The organism is Microbacterium sp. 4R-513 (genome assembly GCF_011046485.1).
GTDB lineage: Bacteria > Actinomycetota > Actinomycetes > Actinomycetales > Microbacteriaceae > Microbacterium.
The window spans coordinates 3,502,398-3,518,072 of record NZ_CP049256.1 but is presented as its reverse complement, the minus strand read 5'-3'; the positions used below and the strand labels follow the sequence as shown (position 1 = coordinate 3,518,072).

At 71.8% G+C, this 15,675-nt stretch carries 13 protein-coding genes; all 13 read right to left on the bottom strand.

Annotation, left to right across the window (positions count from 1 at the left end; all coding sequences use genetic code 11):
- Window positions 1–91 precede the first annotated feature (91 nt).
- Window positions 92–1,456: a transcription antitermination factor NusB gene (locus G5T42_RS15595; protein WP_165129686.1), complete on the bottom strand. Its 1,365-nt coding sequence runs from the start codon at window positions 1,454–1,456 to the stop codon at window positions 92–94.
- On the bottom strand, window positions 1,453–2,376 hold the full coding sequence (gene fmt, locus G5T42_RS15590) for a methionyl-tRNA formyltransferase (RefSeq protein WP_165129685.1): 924 nt from the start codon (window positions 2,374–2,376) through the stop codon (window positions 1,453–1,455). The genes G5T42_RS15595 and fmt overlap by 4 nt, the downstream gene beginning before the upstream one ends.
- 8 nt (window positions 2,377–2,384) lie before the next feature.
- Window positions 2,385–4,370: a primosomal protein N' gene (locus G5T42_RS15585; RefSeq protein ID WP_165129684.1), complete on the bottom strand. Its 1,986-nt coding sequence runs from the start codon at window positions 4,368–4,370 to the stop codon at window positions 2,385–2,387.
- Between the two features lie 30 nt (window positions 4,371–4,400).
- Window positions 4,401–5,594: a methionine adenosyltransferase gene (gene metK, locus G5T42_RS15580; RefSeq protein WP_165129683.1), complete on the bottom strand. Its 1,194-nt coding sequence runs from the start codon at window positions 5,592–5,594 to the stop codon at window positions 4,401–4,403.
- A 112-nt stretch (window positions 5,595–5,706) separates the two neighbouring features.
- Window positions 5,707–5,961, bottom strand: coding sequence for a DNA-directed RNA polymerase subunit omega (gene rpoZ, locus G5T42_RS15575; protein ID WP_165129682.1), 255 nt, complete (start codon window positions 5,959–5,961; stop codon window positions 5,707–5,709).
- A gap of 80 nt (window positions 5,962–6,041) precedes the next feature.
- Window positions 6,042–6,938 (bottom strand): guanylate kinase, encoded by an 897-nt coding sequence (gene gmk, locus G5T42_RS15570; protein WP_165129681.1) that lies wholly within the window; start codon window positions 6,936–6,938, stop codon window positions 6,042–6,044.
- Entirely contained in the window at window positions 6,931–7,824 is an 894-nt protein-coding gene (gene pyrF, locus G5T42_RS15565) for an orotidine-5'-phosphate decarboxylase (protein WP_165129680.1), read from the bottom strand. The genes gmk and pyrF overlap by 8 nt, the downstream gene beginning before the upstream one ends.
- A complete protein-coding gene (gene carB / locus G5T42_RS15560) occupies window positions 7,821–11,111 on the bottom strand; it encodes a carbamoyl-phosphate synthase large subunit (protein WP_165129679.1) in 3,291 nt (1,096 codons plus the stop codon). The genes pyrF and carB overlap by 4 nt, the downstream gene beginning before the upstream one ends.
- Window positions 11,104–12,261, bottom strand: a complete 1,158-nt coding sequence (gene carA / locus G5T42_RS15555; protein ID WP_165129678.1) for a glutamine-hydrolyzing carbamoyl-phosphate synthase small subunit — start codon at window positions 12,259–12,261, stop codon at window positions 11,104–11,106. Before carA ends, carB begins: the two co-directional genes overlap by 8 nt.
- Complete coding sequence (locus tag G5T42_RS15550) at window positions 12,258–12,767, bottom strand: hypothetical protein (protein ID WP_165129677.1); 510 nt, start codon at window positions 12,765–12,767, stop codon at window positions 12,258–12,260. The genes carA and G5T42_RS15550 overlap by 4 nt, the downstream gene beginning before the upstream one ends.
- Entirely contained in the window at window positions 12,764–14,074 is a 1,311-nt protein-coding gene (locus G5T42_RS15545) for a dihydroorotase (protein ID WP_165129676.1), read from the bottom strand. The genes G5T42_RS15550 and G5T42_RS15545 overlap by 4 nt, the downstream gene beginning before the upstream one ends.
- Window positions 14,071–15,033, bottom strand: a complete 963-nt coding sequence (locus G5T42_RS15540; protein ID WP_165129675.1) for an aspartate carbamoyltransferase catalytic subunit — start codon at window positions 15,031–15,033, stop codon at window positions 14,071–14,073. Before G5T42_RS15540 ends, G5T42_RS15545 begins: the two co-directional genes overlap by 4 nt.
- The gene (pyrR, locus tag G5T42_RS15535) at window positions 15,030–15,560 is read right to left on the bottom strand and encodes a bifunctional pyr operon transcriptional regulator/uracil phosphoribosyltransferase PyrR (RefSeq protein ID WP_165129674.1); all 531 of its coding nucleotides are present in this window, start codon (window positions 15,558–15,560) and stop codon (window positions 15,030–15,032) included. The genes G5T42_RS15540 and pyrR overlap by 4 nt, the downstream gene beginning before the upstream one ends.
- Window positions 15,561–15,675: the final 115 nt, after the last annotated feature.

The window sequence follows — 15,675 nt, the reverse complement described above, 5'->3', positions numbered from 1 at the left end:
GTGGACGACACGCCGGTTCCACCCCGGCGTGTCGGTCGAAATCTCCGCCGTTGTGCACTGGTGGAACCAGCCCGGCGTGCGGGCCGGGGGGTCAGAGTTTGCGCAGCAGCGAGATCGACATGGCGTCGGTGTTGTGGCGGTGGGGCCACAGCTGAGCGCGCTTCGAGCCGTCGGCCTGATCCGGCAGGCGCGGATCCGTCGACGAGATCTCGGTCAGCACGGCGCGCGCGTCGAGCTCTTCGAGCGAGGAGCCGAAGGAGCGGCGCACCTCGCTGACGACCCCCGACGTCTCGGCGAGGTGCGGCGAGCACGTGACGTAGGCGACAATCCCGCCGGGCTTGAGCGCCACGACGGCGGCGCTCAGGAGCTCGGTCTGCAGCTCGGTGAGCGACGGGACGTCGGCCGGCGACTTGCGCCACCGCGCCTCGGGCCGGCGACGGAGTGCCCCCAGGCCGGTGCAGGGAGCATCGACGAGGATGCGGTCGTACATGTCCGGGCTCTCGGACGCCCGCACCCGCCCGTCGGCCTCCGACACGGGGACGTCGAGAGGCACTCCCTCGATGGCCCGGCGCACGAGTCCCGCACGGGCCGGCGAGACCTCGTTGGCCTCGAGGGACGCGCCGCCCGCGAGGGCCTCAGCAGCGAGCACCGCCGTCTTTCCGCCGGGGCCGGCGCAGAGGTCGAGCCACCGCTCCCCCGCGCGCACGGGCTCGGCGCGGGTCAGCGCGAGCGCGGCGAGCTGCGAGCCCTCGTCCTGCACCCGCACCCGGCCGTCGGACCCCGACACGAGCGACTCGGGGTCGCCCCCGCCGAGGCGGAAGCCGAGGGGCGAGTACGGCGTCCGCCGCGCCTCCTCGGGCACCTCGCCGAGTCCCGGGAGCGCCGCCATGGTCACGCGCGGGGACGCGTTGTCGGCCGTCAGGAGCGCTTCGAGCTCGTCGGTGCGCCCCTCGGCCGCGAGCGCCCGGCGGAAGGCGCGGACGACCCACACCGGATGCGAGTACACGAGACCCAGTCGCTCGTCATCGGAGCGCGCGGAGTCCTCGACCCTCGTCATCCAGTCCCCCGGCGTGTCACGCGAGATCCGTCGGAGAACGGCGTTGACGAACCCGGACGCCGCCCGCCCACCCTCGCGGGCGAGTTCGACCGACTCGTTCACGGCGGCATGCGAGGCGACCCGCGTCGAGAGCAGCTGGTGCACTCCCAGGCGCAGCGCGTCGAGCACGGCCGGGTCGATCTCCTGAACCGGGCGGTCGGCGGCGATCGAGATCACGGCGTCGTAGGTGCCTTGGCGTCGTAGCGTGCCGTACGTGAGCTCGGTGGCGAGGGCCGCGTCGGCCGTCGTCAGTCGCGCGCGCTCGATCGAGGTCGGCAGCAGCAGATTGGCGTAGGCGTCGGACTCGTTGACCGCCCGCAGCACGTCGTAGGCGACGCGGCGCGGGGCACTCGCCGTCATGACGCCACCACCGTTCCGTCGACGCGCAGTCCGCGCCACCAGTCGGGCGCGCTCATCGAGCCCTTGCCCGCCGGCTGAACCCGCTCGAGCACGATCGGCTCGGTCCCGGTGCCGGCCACGACCGTCTTGCCCGCGAGTCCGATCTCGCCCGGCGCCAGTGCAGCGACGGATGCCTCGGCCTCCCCCGCGGCGAGGATCTTGAGCCGCGCGTCGTCCAGCGTCGTGTGCGCACCGGGCTCGGGCGTGACGCCGCGGATGCGGGCGAGCACCGCCTCGCGCGACTCCTCCCAGCGGATGCGGCCGTCGTCGAGCGTCAGCTTGGGCGCGACGGTCGCCTCCCCCTCCTGCGGCACGGCGCGCGCGGTGCCGTCCGCAATCGCGTCGACGACGTCGGTCAGCACGTCGGCTCCGTCGACCGCCAGAGCGGCCAGCAACGCGCCTGCGGTGGCACCGGCGGGGATGAGATACGGAACCTGAGCGAAGACGTCGCCGGCGTCGAGCTCGGGCACGAGCTGGAACACGGCGACGCCGGTCTCGGCATCCCCCGCCATCACGGCCCGCTGCACGGGAGCCGCCCCGCGCCAGCGCGGCAGGAGCGAGAAGTGCAGGTTGATCCAGCCGTGGGCGGGCAGCGACAGGAGCGGCTCGCGGACGAGTCCGCCGTACGCGACGATGACCCCGAGGTCGGGCCGCAGGTCGTGGATCGCGTCGGTCGCCGCGCTGTCGAGCCGATCGGTCTTGATCGTCGGAATGCCGAGCTCGTCGGCCGCCTGGGCGACAGGCGACGGCGTGAGCACGCGCTTGCGCCCGAGCGGCGCGTCCGTGCGGGTGACGACCGAGACGATGTCGTGATCGGATGCCGCGAGCCGCCGGAGCGACGGGACCGCCGCCTCGGGGGTGCCGGCGAAGACCAGGCGCATGAAGCTCCTCACAGATCGAGGTCGGGAACGTCGACCCGGACTCTGAGTGTATTGCGGGCGCCGGGCGTCCTCCCCTTGGCCGCCTTCCGGGCGCGGAGCGCATCGGCGACGACGGACGAACGCAGGCTCTCCGCGACCCGTGACCCGAGGCCGTAGTCGAAGCGCACGAGTGCTCGTGCGCCGCCCTCGTCGCGGCTGACGGGTCCGAGGACATCGTCCGGCCCGAGGGCCGGCACCGTCTCGCGGAGGGCGGAGAGCGCAGCCGAGATGGACGTGGATGGGCCGTCGACCGAGGCGACTCGCACCACGGGCGGCATTCGGAGAGGTGTGCGGTCGGCAAGCTCCGAGCGGGCGTACGCCGCAGGCGTCCAGGTCGCGAGGGCTCGGGCGACGGGACCGGCGACCCCGACGAGGTGCACCGGGGCGCCCGGCGCGGCGAGGGCGGCGGCGTTCATCCACCACCTAAGCGCCGACTCTCCGATGCGCAGGTCGTCGGCCAGCAGCATCCGCTCCCCGTCGAGCAGCATGATCGCGCGATACCCGCCCTCGGCGATGGGCTCGGCGCCGCGCGTCGCGACGACGAGAGCCGGGCGCGCGTCGACGCGCGCCACAGGATGCTCGCCGTCGGCGACGATGACGCGGACGCCGGGGAACGCCCGGCCGAGCTCGTCGGCCGTGCGCTCGCTGCCGGCCGAGGCCATCCGCACGCGTGTCGACTCGCAGTGCGGGCACGTCCAGCCGTTCGCGGCGCGGCCGCACCAGCTGCACTCGGGCACGGCGCCCGGCCGCTTCGCGCGCAGCGGCCCGGAGCAGTGGGCGCAGCGCGCGGGTCGCCGGCACTCGGCGCAGACGAGGACCGGCGCGTAGCCCGGGCGGGCGACCTGCACGAGCACAGGGCCCGCTGCGAGCGCCTCACGCGCCGCGGCGAAGGCGGCCGACGGCACCCGGGCCCCGCGCGACTCCCCCTCGCGTGTCGCGCTGAGCACGACTCGGGGGCTGGCCCGGCGCTTGGGCGGCACCTCGCGCACCCAGCCGACGCCGACGAGTCGCTGGACGTCGGTCGTGCGGGTGTGGCCCGCGAAGAGAAGGGCGCCGCCCTCGAGCTCCTGACGGATGAGGGCCGCGTCGCGCGCGTGCACGCCCGGCGAGAGCGGCTCGGTGAGGAGCGGGTCGCCGTCGTCCCACACCGCGATGAGTCCCGGTGCGTGGGCCGGGGCGTAGACGGCGGAGCGCTGGCCGATCACGATGCACGGCACCGGGTCGAGGGTGCGGAGGAACGAGGAATAGCGGGCGGGCGAGGCCTGGCGAGCGTCGTGCCGGACGACCGCGCCCTCCGGCACCCGTCCCATCAGGGCCGTCTCGAGCTGCGCCTGGTCGCGGTGGTCCGGCACGACGAGGATCGCGCTCCGCCCCCGGGCGATCGTGCGCACGGCGGCCGCGGCGAGGAGTTCCGCCCACGCGCCGACCGACAGGGCACCGCCCGCGGCATCCGGAACAGTCACGAGCTTCGCGGGCGCCTCGACGGCGAGGCGATGCCCTTCGTCGAGACCCTCCGCGAGGCGCGGGAAGGCGTCGAGCGCCCGGTCGATCCATGCACCCTGCTCGATGACCGGGGCCTCCGGCGCCGGCGCGGCGAGCCACGCCTTCTCGGCCCGCACCATGCGCTTCGGGATCGCGAGGCGCAGGATGTCGGATGCCGATCCCGCCGCCCGATCGGCGGCGCGGCGTGCCAGCGCGTAGAGCCCTGGGGTCAGCACTTCGACGCGAGAGACCACCGCATCGAGTTCGGACAGCGGCCGGTCGCCCGGGTCTTCGATCACCCGCTCGACGAGGAAGCCGTCGACGACTCTGCCGGCGCTCCGCAGCGGCACGCGCACGCGCACGCCGGGCTTCGCGTCGGCATCCAGCTCGCGCGGGATGGCGTAGTCGAACAGCCGGTCGAGCTGTGGCAGGGGCGAGTCCAGCAGCACTCGTGCGACGGCCCGCGCGGTCATGTCGGCGCCCCGGTGAGACGCGCGATCACGTCAGAGCCCGGCGGCCGCGCGGAGCTCCTCGACACGGTCGGTGCGCTCCCACGTGAAGTCGGGAAGCTCGCGACCGAAGTGGCCGTACGCGGCTGTCTGTGCGTAGATCGGGCGGAGCAGGTCGAGGTCGTCGATGATCGCCTTGGGGCGCAGGTCGAAGACGCTCTGGATCGCGCGCGTGATGACGTCGTCGGCCACATGGCCCGTGCCGAACGACTCGACGTAGAGGCCGACGGGCTTCGCCTTGCCGATCGCATAGGCCACCTGCACCTCGAGACGGTCGGCGAGCCCCGCGGCGACCGCATTCTTGGCGACCCAGCGCATGGCGTAGGCGGCAGAGCGGTCGACCTTCGAGGGGTCTTTGCCGCTGAAGGCGCCGCCGCCGTGGCGAGCGGCACCGCCATAGGTGTCGATGATGATCTTGCGGCCCGTGAGACCCGCGTCGCCCTTGGGTCCGCCCGTCACGAACGGGCCCGCCGGGTTGATGTAGTACTTGACGTCCGGCAGGTCGAGACCCGTCTGCTCCAGCACCGGGTCGATGACCTCGGCGCGCACGAGCTCGCGCACCTCGTCCTGCGTGATGTCGGGGTGGTGCTGCGTCGAGAGCACCACCGACTCGACGGTCTTGGGGGTGCTGCCGTCGTAGCCGAGGGTGACCTGCGTCTTGCCGTCGGGGCGCAGGAACGGCAGCGTGCGCGACCGGCGCGTCTCGGTGAGGCGCTCCGCGATCCGGTGCGCCGTCCAGATGGCCATGGGCATGAGCTGCGGCGTCTCGCGGGTCGCGTAGCCGAACATGATGCCCTGGTCGCCGGCGCCCTGGAGGTCGTGCGGATCCTCAGACCCGTCCTCGCGCCGCTCGAACGCCTTGTTGACGCCTGCTGCGATGTCGGACGACTGCGCGCCGATCGAGATGCTCACGCCGCACGAGTCGCCGTCGAAGCCCGTCTCGCTCGACGTGTAGCCGATGCGATTGACGACCTCGCGCACGATCGCCGGGATCTCGACGTAGGCATGGGTCGACACCTCGCCGGCGACATGCACGAGGCCCGTCGTGACCAGCGTCTCGACCGCGACGCGCCCAGTCGGATCGGCCGCGAGGATCGCGTCGAGGATGCTGTCGGAGATCTGGTCGCAGATCTTGTCGGGGTGGCCCTCGGTGACGGACTCGGAGGTGAACAGGCGCAGCTCGGTCATCGCAGCTCCAGGATCGTGGCGGAGACGGGTGCGGGCACCCACTGATTCTGCTGGCTACCGCCGACAGCGCGCCGGAGCGCGCCGTGCGGCGTAACCTGCGGCCCGGTCGGTCTTACTCGGCGCTGCGGAGGCGGAGCTTGTCCTCGTGGATCTCGTGGAGCGCGATGGTGAGCGGCTTGTCCTCGACGGTCGAGTCGACGAGCGGCCCGACGTTGTCGAAGAGGTTCCCCTCGTGAAGGTCGGAGTAGTAGTCGTTGATCTGACGCGCGCGCTTCGATGCGTAGATGACGAGCTGGTACTTCGAGTCGACCTTGTCGAGCAGGTTGTCGATGGGCGGGTCGATGATGCCCTGGTTCGTTCCGGCCATGGGGGAACCTCCTGGTTCGCAGACGGATGTCGATGGAAGACGTTCGGCGCGCGTACGGGACGCACGCCCAAACGGACAGTCTACCGCGTGAGAGCGACGACCTCTTCGGCGGCCCGCCCGACGTCGTCGTTCACGACGCGGAAGTCGAACTCGCCCTGTGCGGCGAGCTCGATCTTGGCGGTGCGCAGGCGCCGGCTGCGCTCCTCGGCGCCCTCCGTGCCCCGCCCCACGAGTCGCTGCACGAGCTCGTCCCAGCTCGGCGGCAGGAGGAAGACGAGCGTCGCGGTCGGCTCGGCGGCGCGCACCTGGCGTGCGCCCTGCAGGTCGATCTCGAGCAGCACCGTCTTGCCCTCGGCGAGCGCCCGCTCTATCGGCTTGCGGGGCGTGCCGTAGCGGAAGCGGTTGTGCACCGTGGCGTGCTCGAGCAGCTCGCCGTCTCGGACGAGACGGTCGAACTCGGCGTCGTCCACGAAGTAGTAGTGCCGGCCGTCCACCTCACCGGGCCGCGGTGCGCGTGTCGTCGCGGAGACCGACAGATGGATCTCCGGGTGCGCCTCGGCGATGCGCGCGGCGACCGTGCCCTTGCCGACGGCGGTGGGCCCGGCGAGCACGACGAGGCGACTGCGGCCCTCGCGCGGCTGCAGCTCGGGCCAGCGCTCGTCGAGGAACGCCGAGATCGCCCGTCGCTGGCGCGCGCCCAGGCCACCGAGGCGTTTGACCGGCGAGATGCCGAGGCGCTCGAGGATCCGGTCGCGCTTGCCCTCGCCGATCGCCGGGATGCTGGTGAGGAACTCCGTGACGCGCATCGTGCCCGCCGGAGACGCGGGGTCGTCGAAGGCGCGGCGCAGCAGCTCCTGCGGCGTGATGACGCGCATCGTCACGTCCTTCTTGAGCGACGCGCGGGCGCGGCGCGCTGCGACGGCGCGCCGGGATGCCGCGACGCGGTCGACCTCGGGCGGGTGCTGCGCGTCAGCCACGGTCACTCCCCCGGTACAGCGCGGCACGCTCATCGATGCGTGCGGCGAGGGCATCAGGACCCGCGGAGAGGATGCTGCGGCTCTCGCTCGCGACGACGTTCGGGCTCAGCGCCCCGAAGAGCGCGGGCAGGTCGGCGGGCTCGGCGCCCTGCGCGCCGAATCCGGGCGCGAGGATCGGGGCTCCGCGGAGGACATCGTCGGTCAACCCGAACGCGAGCCGGTCGACGGTCGCGCCCACGACGAGGCCGACAGGACCGGTCCCGCCGTCGAACGCGGCCGAGCCGTTGACCCACCCGACGTCGCGGGCCACGCGCGCGGCGACCGTCTCGCCGTCGGTGGCCGCGACATCCGTCGTCTGCGCGGTCTGGAGAGCCGCCGCCTCGGGGTTGCTCGTCGCGGCGAGGACGAAGACGCCCTTGCCGGCGCGGACCGCGAGGGTCAGCGTCGCGCGCAGCGACTCGGGGCCGAGGTACGGGCTCACCGTCACGGCATCGGCTTCGAGAGGGGATCCGGCCGAGAGCCACGCCTCGGCGTAGCCGTCCATCGTCGTGCCGATGTCGCCGCGCTTCGCATCCGCGATCACGAGGAGGCCGGCCGCGCGTCCCGCGGCGAGCACCTCCTCGAGCGCCGCGTACCCGGCCGAGCCGAAGCGCTCGAAGAACGCCACCTGGGGCTTGACCACGCCGACGCGTCCAGCGGCGGCGTCGACCACGCGCAGCCCGAACTCCCGCGCGCCGGCGGCCGAGGCATCCAGCCCCCACTGCTCGAGCAGGTGCGCGTGCGGATCGATGCCCACGCACAGCGGGCCGAAGTCGGCGAGGGCGGCGGCGAGCCGGGCGCCGAACCCCGCGCCTGGCACGTCTCCCTCGGGGAGGCGTTCCGTCATCGCAGGCGCTCCGCCCGGTCGACGGCGTACTCCTGGAGGCTCCGCACGTTGAAGCCCTCGCGGAGGACCGGCAGCGCGCTCACGGCGGCGCCGAGCACGGCCATCGTCGTGAAGAGGGCCTTGTCGGCGGCGACGGCCGCCGCGCGGATCTCGTATCCGTCGGCCCGCGCGGAACCGCCGCTCGGCGTATTGACGATCATGTCGATCTCGCCCGCGTTGATGAGGTCGACGATGTTCGTCTCGCCCGTCTCCTGGGTCTCGGAGTACTTGCTCACGACCTCGACGGCGATGCCGTTACGGGCGAGGATCTCGGCGGTCCCCTCGGTCGCGATGAGCTGGAAGCCGAGCTCCTGCAGGCGGTGGGCGGGCAGGATGACGGCGCGCTTGTCGTCGTCGGCGACCGAGATGAACACGCGGCCCTCGAGCGGCATGCCGCCGTACGCGGCCTCCTGGCTCTTGGCGAACGCGGTGGGGAAGTCCCGGTCGATGCCCATGACCTCGCCGGTCGAGCGCATCTCGGGGCCCAGCACGGAGTCGACCATGAGGCCGTCGCGCGTGCGGAAGCGCTTGAAGGGCAGCACGGCTTCCTTGACCGCGACGGGGGCGTCGAGCGGCACGCGGGAGCCGTCGACCTCGGGCAGGAGGCCCTCGGCCTTCAGCTCGGCGATCGTCGAGCCCGCCATGATCCGGGCGGCGGCCTTCGCCATCGGGATGCCGAGCGCCTTGGAGACGAACGGAACGGTCCGCGAGGCCCGTGGGTTCGCCTCGATGACGTAGAGCACACCGGCGCTGACGGCGAACTGCACGTTGAGGAGCCCGCGCACGCCGACGCCCTCGGCGATGGCGTTCGTCGCCTCGCGGACGCGGTCGATCTCGGTGCGTCCGAGCGAGATCGGCGGCAGGGTGCAGCTCGAGTCGCCGGAGTGGATGCCGGCCTCCTCGAGGTGCTCCATGACGCCGCCGATGTAGAGCTCGCCACCGTCGTAGAGCGCGTCGACGTCGATCTCGACGGCGTCATCCAGGAAGCGGTCGACGAGGAGCGGCATCCCGGGTCCGATGATCGCCTGATCGGCGATGCGCACGAAGTAGTCGCGGAGGCTCTCGGTGTCGTACACGATCTCCATGCCGCGGCCGCCGAGCACGAAGCTCGGCCGCACGAGCACCGGGTAGCCGATCTCCTCCGCGATGGCGACGGCGCCGGACTCGTCGATCGCCGTGCCGTTGCGCGGCGCGACGAGGCCCGCGCGGTCCAGCAGGCGCGAGAACAGCTCGCGCTCCTCGGCCAGGTCGATCGCGGCGGGGCTCGTGCCGAGGATGCGGTAGCCGGCGTCCTCGATGCCCTTCGCGAGGCCCAGCGGCGTCTGGCCGCCGAGCTGGCAGATGACGCCGAGGATCTCGCCCGACTGCGCCTCGGCCTGCAGGACCTCCAGGACGTCCTCGAGCGTCAGCGGCTCGAAGTAGAGCCGGTCCGACGTGTCGTAGTCGGTCGAGACCGTCTCGGGGTTGCAGTTGACCATGATCGTCTCGAAGCCCGCGTCGGAGAGAGCGAACGAGGCGTGGACGCACGAGTAGTCGAACTCGACGCCCTGGCCGATGCGGTTGGGGCCGGAGCCGATGATGACGACCTTGGTGCGGTCGGACGGGCTCACCTCGGTCTCGAAGTCGTAGCTCGAGTAGTGGTACGGCGTGAGGGCGGGGAACTCCCCCGCACAGGTGTCCACGGTCTTGAACACGGGCCGGATGCCCAGTCCCTGACGGACCCCGCGCACCTCCTGCTCGGTGTCGCCGCGCAGCTGCGCGATCTGGGCATCGCTGAAGCCGTGCTCCTTCGCGACGCGGAGGGTCGCGGCATCCAGCTCCCCCGCCTGACGGACGAACTCGGCGACCTCGTTGATGAGGGCGATCTGATCGAGGAACCAGGGGTCGATCGCCGTCGCGTCGAAGGCCTGCTCGATCGTCGCTCCCTTGCGCATCGCCTGCTGGAGCACGACTATGCGGCCGTCGGTCGGCGTCTTCGCGATCTCGAGGAGCTCCTCGACCGAGCGGGGCTCGTCACCCCAGTGGAAGCTCGACCCGCGCTTCTCGAGGGAGCGCAGCGCCTTCTGCAGCGCCGTCGCGTAGTTGCGGCCGATGGCCATCGCCTCGCCGACCGACTTCATGGTCGTCGTCAGCGTGACGTCGGCGGCGGGGAACTTCTCGAAGTTGAACCGAGGCACCTTGACGACGACGTAGTCCAGCGTCGGCTCGAAGCTCGCCGGGGTCGCCTGCGTGATGTCGTTCGGCACCTCGTCGAGGCGGTAGCCGATCGCGAGCTTGGCGGCGAGCTTGGCGATCGGGAACCCGGTCGCCTTCGAGGCGAGCGCCGACGACCGCGAGACGCGCGGGTTCATCTCGATGACGATGATGCGGCCGGTCTTCGGGTCGACGGCGAACTGGATGTTGCAGCCGCCCGTGTCGACGCCCACCGCGCGGATGATGTCGATGCCGATGTCGCGGAGCTTCTGGTACTCGCGGTCGGTGAGGGTCAGCGCGGGCGCGACCGTGATGGAGTCGCCCGTGTGCACGCCCACCGGGTCGACGTTCTCGATCGAGCAGACGACGACCGTGTTGTCGGCGGTGTCGCGCATGAGCTCGAGCTCGTACTCCTTCCAGCCGAGGATCGACTCCTCGAGGAGCACTTCGCTCGTCGGCGAGTCGTGCAGGCCCGCGCCGCCGATGCGGCGGAGATCGGTCTCGTCGTAGGCGAAGCCCGAGCCGAGCCCGCCCATCGTGAAGGACGGGCGCACGACGAGCGGGTAGCCGAGCTTCTCGGCGCCGGCCAGCAGATCTTCCATCGAGTGGCAGATGACGGATGCCGCGACATCCGCCCCCGCGTCCAGCACGAGCTGCTTGAACACCTGCCGGTCCTCGCCCTTGCGGATCGCATCGACCTTGGCGCCGATGAGCTCGACGCCGTGCTTGTCGAGGATGCCGCGGTCGTGCAGCGCGATCGCCGCGTTGAGCGCCGTCTGCCCGCCGAGGGTCGGCAGGATCGCGTCCGGCTTCTCCTTGGTGAGGATCGTCTCGAGCACCTCGGGCGTGATCGGCTCGATGTACGTGGCGTCGGCGAAGTCGGGATCGGTCATGATCGTCGCCGGGTTCGGGTTGACGAGGATGACGCGGAGGCCCTCCTCCCGGAGCACGCGGCAGGCCTGGGTGCCGGAGTAGTCGAACTCCGCGGCCTGCCCGATGACGATGGGGCCGGAGCCGATCACCAGGACGCTCTTGATGTCGTCGCGCTTAGGCATTCTTCTTGTTCTCCAGGGTCGCCACGACGAGGTCACGGAAGCGGTCGAAGAGGTAGTTGGCGTCGTGCGGGCCGGCCGCGGCCTCGGGGTGGTACTGCACCGAGAAGGCGGGGATGTCGAGGGCGCGCAGTCCCTCGACGACCTGGTCGTTGAGGCCCACGTGCGAGACCTCGATGCGGCCGTAGCCGTTCGGGCTGTCGAACGAGCCCTCGAGCGGCGCCTGGACCGCGAACCCGTGGTTGTGGGCGGTGATCTCGACGCGTCCGGTCTGCTTGTCGAGCACGGGCTGGTTGATGCCCCGGTGCCCGAACGGCAGCTTGTACGTGTCGAGGCCCAGCGCGCGGCCGAGCAGCTGATTGCCGAAGCAGATGCCGAAGAACGGCAGTCCGTCGTCGAGCACGCCGCGCAGCAGGTCGACGTGGTCGCCCGATGCGGCCGGGTCGCCGGGTCCGTTCGAGTAGAAGACCGCGACGGGATCGATCGCGCGGACCTCGTCGATCGAGACGTCCTGGGGCAGGACGTGCACGTCGAAGCCGCGCTCGGCGAGGTTGTCGATGGTCGCCTGCTTGACGCCGAGGTCGAGCACGGCGAGGTTGCCGATGCGCTCGCCCTTCGCGGGCGTCACCTCGGCGGCGGAGACCGAGACGGATGCCGAGAGGTTCTGTCCGGCCATCTCCGGCGCCTCGCGCACGAGGCGCAGCTGCTCGTCCTCGTCGATCGCGGCGGCCTCGCCCGAGAAGATGCCGCCGCGCATGCTGCCGGCCGACCGGATGTGGCGCGTCACGGCGCGCGTGTCGATGCCGCTGATGCCGACCACGCCGTCGTTCACGAGGGCGTCGTCCAGCGACTCGTCGGCGCGCCAGTTCGAGACGACACGGGAGGGGTCGCGGACGATGTAGCCCGAGACCCAGATGCGGCGCGACTCGGGGTCCTCGCCGTTCATGCCGGTGTTTCCGATGTGCGGCGCCGTCTGCAGGACGATCTGGCCGGCGTACGAGGGGTCGGTGAGGGTCTCCTGGTAGCCGGTCATGCCGGTGGAGAACACGACCTCGCCGAGGGTCGTGCCCTGGGCGCCGTAGGCTCGGCCCACGTGGCGCGTCCCGTCCTCGAGCACGAGGACGGCGGGATCGGACGAAAACAGGGTGGTCATGCGTCAGGTCCTGTCGTGGTCGGGGTGAGGATGTCGGCGATGGCGTCCGCGAGGGCGCGGGCCGAGGCCTCCTGGGGTCGGAAGTAGGAGTCGACGACGGTGCCGCCGTCGGTGCGCCATTCGAGGCGGACGAGTCCGTCCGGCTCGACGACGCGGTCGATTGCGACGGTCGCCTGCGCGACGCCCGCGATGCGCTCGGCCGCGAGGAAGACGCGCGGCTGACCGGTGAGGTCGATCGCGACGCCGCGGTCCGTCACCGTCACGTCGGCCTTCGAGCGGAACCCGAGCCCGCCGATCGCGAGGCGTTCCAGCGGCTCGCGGTGCTTCGTCGTCGCGACGTAGAGGCCGGGGAAGACCGCGGTGACCGCTCCACCGGCGGGGATCTCGCCCTGCGGCGCCGTGAGGCCCTGGTCGCGACGCACTCGCCGGGACCAGCCCCAGACGAGGAGGGCGAGGAGCACCGCGGCGACGGCGATCATGACGAGGAGAGCGCCCTGCTGGGTCACGCGCGCACCCCCGGGGTGTCCAGGAGCGCGCCTTCGGCGACGGTCGGGATGCCTCGGTGCAGCGTCCAGCGCACCTCGCCCGGGAGCTCGCGCCCCACGTAGGGCGAGTTGACGCTCCTCCCCCGGAGGTCGTCGGTCGAGAAGGGCCGGACGGGCTTCGGGTCGTAGAAGGTGACGGATGCCGCGTGCCCCTCGCTGAGCGGCGTGCCGTGCCCCTCGAGCCGCGCGATGCGGGCGGGCGTGCGCGACATGATGCGCGCCACGTCCTGCCACACGATGAGGCCCGTGTCGACCATCGACTGCTGCACGACGCGCAGTGCGCTCTCGAGGCCCACCATGCCGTTGGCGGCGGCCTGCCACTCGCACGCCTTCGCCTCCGCCGGGTGCGGCGCGTGGTCGGTCGCGACGATGTCGATCGTGCCGTCGGCGAGTCCCTCGCGGACGGCCTGCACATCCTCTTCGCGTCGGAGCGGCGGGTTCACCTTGTACCGCGCGTCGTAGCCCCGGGCCAGTTCGTCGGTGAGGAGCAGGTGGTGAGGCGTGACCTCGGCCGTGACATCCACCCCGCGGCGCTTCGCCCACCGGATGATCTCCACCGAGCCTGCCGTCGACAGATGGCAGACGTGAAGGCGGGAGCCCACGTGCTCGGCGAGCAGCACGTCGCGCGCGATGATCGATTCCTCGGCGACCGCGGGCCAGCCGGCGAGCCCGAGCTCGGCCGACACGATCCCCTCGTTCATCTGCGCGCCTTCGGTGAGGCGCGGATCCTGCGCGTGCTGCGCGATCACTCCGTCGAACGCCTTCACGTACTCCAGCGCCCGCCGCATGATGAGCGGGTCCCACACGCAGAACCCGTCGTCGCTGAACACGCGGACGCGGGCGCGCGAGTCGGCCATCGCGCCGAGCTCCGCGAGGCGCTCGCCCTTCTGGCCGACCGTGACGGCGCCGATCGGCTGCACCGTGACATACCCGGCGGCCTCGCCGAGGGCGAGCTCCTGCTCGACCACTCCGGCCGTGTCGGCCACGGGCGACGTGTTGGGCATCGCGAAGACGGTGGTGTAGCCGCCCGCTGCGGCGGCTCGTGAGCCGGTGAGGATGGTCTCGGATGCCTCGTACCCCGGCTCCCGCAAGTGCGTGTGCAGGTCCACGAGGCCGGGAAGGGCGACGAGCCCGTCGACGTCGACCACGGTCGCGCCGGCGCGACTGAGTCCCGTGCCGACCTCGATGATGACGCCGTCCTCGACCAGCAGGTCGCCGGCTTCGCCGCCTTCCAGACGTGCACCTTTGAACAGGAGGACTTCCGTCACCGTCCGTCCTCCTTCTGATCCGTGGCTCCTGCGAGCAGCAGGTAGAGCACCGCCATCCGCACGGACACGCCGTTCGTCACCTGGTCGAGCACGGTCGAGCGGGGCGAATCGGCGGCATCGGCGGAGATCTCCAGGCCACGGTTCATCGGGCCGGGGTGCATGACCATGCTACCGGTGCCGAGCGCCGCCAAACGCGTCGCATCGAGGCCCCACCGACGGGAATACTCCCGTTCAGTCGGGAAATACGCGGCATTCATGCGCTCGAGCTGGATGCGGAGCATCATGAGCGCGTCGCAGCCGTCGGCGATCGCCTCGTCGAGGTCGTACAGGACGCGCACGGGCCAAGCCGAGACATCCTGCGGCACCAGAGTGGGCGGCGCCACGAGCGTGACGTCCGCACCGAGCGCGTGGAGCAGCCACACGTTCGATCGCGCGACGCGCGAGTGCAGGACGTCGCCGACGATCGTCACGCGCAGGCCCTCGAGGTCGCGGCCCCTGCTGTCGTCGCCGAAGGTGCGCTTGCGGATCGTGAAGGCATCGAGCAGCGCCTGCGTCGGGTGCTCGTGCGTCCCGTCGCCCGCGTTGACGACGCCGGCGGTGATCCAGCCGCTCGTCGCAAGGGTACGGGGCGCCCCGGAGGCACCGTGGCGGATGACCACGGCATCCGCCCCCATCGCCTGCAGCGTCTGGGCGGTGTCCTGGAGCGACTCGCCCTTCGAGACGCTCGAGCCCCTCGCAGAGAAGTTGATGACGTCCGCGGAGAGGCGCTTCGCGGCGGCCTCGAACGAGATGCGGGTGCGCGTGGAGTCCTCGAAGAAGAGGTTGACGACGGTCTTCCCGCGGAGCGTCGGAAGCTTCTTGATCTCGCGGCGCTGCGTGTCGGCCATGTCCTCGGCGACATCGAGGATGCGGAGCGCGTCGTCGCGGCCGAGGGTCTTGGTGTCGAGGAGGTGCCTCATGACTCGATCGTCACCTCCTCGGAGCCGTCGATCTCGGCGAGGCGGACGTTCACGCGCTCTTCGCGGGAGCTCGGCAGGTTCTTGCCCACGAAGTCGGGCCGGATCGGGAGCTCGCGGTGGCCGCGGTCGACGAGGGTCGCGAGGCGCACCGCCGCGGGGCGGCCGATGTCCTGCAGGGCGTCGAGGGCCGCCCGGATGCTGCGGCCCGAGAAGAGCACGTCGTCGACGAGGATCACCGTCTTGCCGTCGATGCCGCCGGACGGGATCTGCGTGCGACGCGGGGCTCTCGTCGGATTGCGGTGCAGATCGTCGCGGTACATCGTGACGTCGAGCGAGCCGACGGGGACTGGCCGTCCGCCGAACTCCGACACGAGCGCGCCGACGCGGTTGGCGAGGGTCACTCCTCGAGTGGGGATGCCGAGGATGACCAGATTCTCGGGGCCTTTGTTCGACTCGAGGATCTCGTGCGAGATCCGAGTCAATGCCCGGGCTATGTCGGCCTCGTGCAGCACGGTGCGCGTGCTCATCCGCCGCTCCCTTCTCCGCCTCACGGGACGGGGTTAAAGGTTGCTGTGGTGTTCGGTCGAGTCTACCGGGCGGGCCAGGGCTCCGCGAACGTACGGCGCGGCAGGCGCCTTGATG

Bases quoted from the DNA above. Each gene is read 5' to 3' on its own strand.
- metK (WP_165129683.1), bottom strand. From the start codon at position 5,594: ATGACCGAGCTGCGCCTGTTCACCTCCGAGTCCGTCACCGAGGGCCAC.
- G5T42_RS15585 (WP_165129684.1), bottom strand. From the start codon at position 4,370: ATGACCGCGCGGGCCGTCGCACGAGTGCTGCTGGACTCGCCCCTGCCA.
- fmt (WP_165129685.1), bottom strand. From the start codon at position 2,376: ATGCGCCTGGTCTTCGCCGGCACCCCCGAGGCGGCGGTCCCGTCGCTC.
- pyrF (WP_165129680.1), bottom strand. From the start codon at position 7,824: ATGACGGAACGCCTCCCCGAGGGAGACGTGCCAGGCGCGGGGTTCGGC.
- G5T42_RS15595 (WP_165129686.1), bottom strand. From the start codon at position 1,456: ATGACGGCGAGTGCCCCGCGCCGCGTCGCCTACGACGTGCTGCGGGCG.
- rpoZ (WP_165129682.1), bottom strand. From the start codon at position 5,961: ATGGCCGGAACGAACCAGGGCATCATCGACCCGCCCATCGACAACCTG.
- carA (WP_165129678.1), bottom strand. From the start codon at position 12,261: ATGACCACCCTGTTTTCGTCCGATCCCGCCGTCCTCGTGCTCGAGGAC.
- G5T42_RS15540 (WP_165129675.1), bottom strand. From the start codon at position 15,033: ATGAGGCACCTCCTCGACACCAAGACCCTCGGCCGCGACGACGCGCTC.
- carB (WP_165129679.1), bottom strand. From the start codon at position 11,111: ATGCCTAAGCGCGACGACATCAAGAGCGTCCTGGTGATCGGCTCCGGC.
- pyrR (WP_165129674.1), bottom strand. From the start codon at position 15,560: ATGAGCACGCGCACCGTGCTGCACGAGGCCGACATAGCCCGGGCATTG.